This is a genomic window from Pseudoalteromonas aurantia, from assembly GCF_005886875.1.
Taxonomy (GTDB): Bacteria; Pseudomonadota; Gammaproteobacteria; order Enterobacterales; family Alteromonadaceae; genus Pseudoalteromonas; species Pseudoalteromonas aurantia_A.
This window is the reverse complement of sequence record NZ_PNBY01000083.1, coordinates 1-3,060: the sequence shown is the minus strand read 5'-3', so window position 1 is coordinate 3,060 and position 3,060 is coordinate 1. Positions and strand designations below refer to the sequence as shown.

4 protein-coding genes are annotated in these 3,060 nt (G+C 33.9%); all 4 read right to left on the bottom strand.

Annotated elements, in window-relative coordinates:
* Positions 1 to 453 precede the first annotated feature (453 nt).
* Entirely contained in the window at positions 454 to 1,413 is a 960-nt protein-coding gene (locus tag CWC18_RS16265) for a hypothetical protein (protein ID WP_138675693.1), read from the bottom strand.
* A gap of 49 nt (positions 1,414 to 1,462) precedes the next feature.
* The gene (locus CWC18_RS16260; protein ID WP_138675692.1) at positions 1,463 to 2,068 is read right to left on the bottom strand and encodes a hypothetical protein; all 606 of its coding nucleotides are present in this window, start codon (positions 2,066 to 2,068) and stop codon (positions 1,463 to 1,465) included.
* Positions 2,069 to 2,486: 418 nt separating this feature from the next.
* The gene (locus tag CWC18_RS16255; RefSeq protein ID WP_249930145.1) at positions 2,487 to 2,675 is read right to left on the bottom strand and encodes a hypothetical protein; all 189 of its coding nucleotides are present in this window, start codon (positions 2,673 to 2,675) and stop codon (positions 2,487 to 2,489) included.
* 10 nt (positions 2,676 to 2,685) lie between these two features.
* Positions 2,686 to 3,060 (bottom strand): transposase (locus CWC18_RS16250; protein ID WP_138675691.1); only part of this gene is annotated, 375 nt, incomplete at its 5' end.

Here is a 3,060-nt window from a genome sequence, read left to right as displayed (position 1 = left end):
GGATTGGCGGACGGATACCTAGAAAGAATAATGGATAATTCTTGTGAATCTAATAATGGCTTTATAATGGCTCAAGGTAGTTGTTGTAGGGCTAAATGTGAGGATGGCTCAAGTAGAACTTTAAGGTGTTGTGGTGCAACTGGGGCGACTTGTCATGATTGTGGCACGAGTTGTTCAGTTGAGGGCGGTAGGTCTTGGATTAATTAAACATTGCAGTGGCAATTTTTTAACTGACATATATGGACACTCACAGTGTGTCAAACAAAATAACTCTGGCGGGGTAGAATAAACTACCTCGTTTTTTATTTCGTCGCTGCCACTATTTGACGTTTGACTCAGGGCAAGAGCATGAAAAATCACTTGCTATTCAATAATTTTAAATGGGTGTCATTGTTCGTTATTTGCAAGTGGTATTATAGTTTATCCTGCCTCCTCTCTAAAAGATTGTTCAAATCAATCAGTCAAGTTAATTTTTAGTAATAGTGAATTCATATTTTTTTCAAAATCACCATTATCACTGTAGCCAATTATTTTATCAATCAGATTCCCATTTTTATAAAAATAAAAACTAGGTGTTCCCCAATAGTCAATTTCAGGCCAATGTGACTCATTGTGTACATAATGGTAAGCAATATTTTTATTGTTCTCGTTGACTTTTCTTATGCTTTCTAGTTTTAAATGCCCATCTTGTGGCATCAGCCAGACAGCATTTTCACTAAAAATGGATTCTATTTCAGGGTTTTTTTTCAACCAAGAAACAAACTTTCTTGAGGGATTACAATAAGGAGACCCAATAACAATGATTTGACCTTCCTTTTGAAACTTAAAGCTTTCTCTAAGTAGTACATTTTTAGTTTTAACTAATTTATATAATATACGACTATCATCATCTTCTTTTAACTTTTCAATACTCATAATTTTAGGAACTAAGGGGAGAGGTAAGTAATTATATTTTGATTTTAATTTTTTAGCATTTTCGAAGTCTCTTATACTAAGGTAAGCTTGAAAAGTCCATTTAATAGGTCTTTTATCATTATTTTCTCTTCGTAGCATTTCACTAACAACCAAGCTAATATCAGAGAGTACCCCAGGTTCCCGAGTGAAAAAGAAAACCCTTTTTAATATAAAATAAGTTTGGTATAATTTTTTACTATCCATGATGGATAGGCCTTTAACTGAATACTTTTCCCGTACACAAAATCTATATAAATCATGGTACCCATCAACCCTAATATCAACAAACTCATCTTTAAATTTCGAAGTTAATTTTTTCTTAAATGTCTTGTCAATTAATGCGGCATTACTAAGTATATTATCAAAGTTTAAACCTAAATTATTTTTACATTCTTTAAAATTGTAAGCTAAAACTAAGCTTGAATTAAAATTTATTAGGAAAAAATAAATAAATTTCATATTTATCACCAAAAAGTGGCCAAGGCCACTTTGTTAAATTGATTAAAATTTATCCACAATTACTTAAGCAAATAAAATCAGGGCTTTTGAAGCAGTTTGCTTGTATTGACTTATCACCTTCAATTTTAAAATCGGTTTCATCACCAGCGCTATAGATACCCCCCATACATTCATAATCGATATGATCTCCCAGTGGTATGATGTTGCTAAAACCAAAAATCTCATCATTTAATAACATTTTATCAATATTCGTCTCAATTCTAGCATTTTTAAAACGAGAAATAATATGTTGCGCGCCAAACATGGCTAGTACATTATAAATTTCTTCAACCGTTAGCTCAGCTTCCAAGATTGAATAATTAAAGCTAGCTAGCCCTGTATCTTTAAATTTCACACTATCAACAAATATCTGTTTTCCATTCAACGATAATGAATCTAATGCTGATGACCTATTAGTAACTTTTTCAAGTGCTTCTTTAGACTTGACTTTTGCGTTTTTCCAGGCTAGGTCACGACGAAAAAGCTCATTTTTAACGAGTTGCTCCTTAAGTGATTCAACAGTTACATCCTGATGAGTATAATTTTCCTCAGAAAATGAGTTGAAACTCATTAATAATGCAGTAGTTAATGCCCAATTTATTATATTAACCTTCATAAACTATCCTTTTTTAAAGGTTTTAATTTAATAAATAACCAAACTTAAGTTACTTATCTTTTTTAGTTTTACATATTAAAATGTATTTCTCAAATACTTTTTAATTGCATTTTCTTTACATTATTTAACGGGGGTGTGTATTGGTGGTCACATTTTATCATCATCCTGTTAGCTAAATAAAGGTTCAGATCTAAAATCATCGTCAAAACTGTAACTAATTTTAACTGACATATATGGACACTCCCAGTGTGTCAAACAAAATAACTCTGGCGGGGTAGAATAAACTACCTCGTTTTTTCATTTCGTCGCTGCCACTGTTTGACGTTTGACCCATTTGCAATAAAGCGTTGCTCTGACATATATCCGGGCTTGGCGGCCTTGTTGATCAAATAGCTAAATCCTAATCAACTTCTCAGTTTTAAATCTGTTGCTGATATTTGGGCATACCTAGCCCAGTCATTTTATTTATGGCCTTCACTTTAATCATCGTTTCTGTATGCTGACTATTGAATTGACGACTTTTTAGCTTATCACCCATTAATTGTTTAAAACGATACATCGCCGTCTCGGCAAGGCCTTGTTGATCAAATAGCGAAATCCTAATCAACTTCTCAGTTTTAACTCTGTTGCTGATATTTGGGCATACTTAGCCCAGTCATTTGATTTATTGCCTTCACTTTAATCATCGTTTCAGTATGCTGACTATTAAATTGACGACTTTTTAGCTTATCACCCATTAATTGCTTAAAACGATACATCGCCGTCTCGGCAAGTGAACGAAGGTGGTACCCTGAATTCACTTTCCACTGCGTTAACCCTATTTGGTGCATCATAAATACGGCATTATTTCTGGGGTGTCCTTCTTCCCAGTATTGGGCATTGTCTCTTGGCGGTACCCGCATAATCGCACCTTTTGCTGCGACCTCCTCATAGCAACTGCGTGTGTCATATGCTCCATCACCAGTGACTCTGTCTATATTCCTACGCAGTGG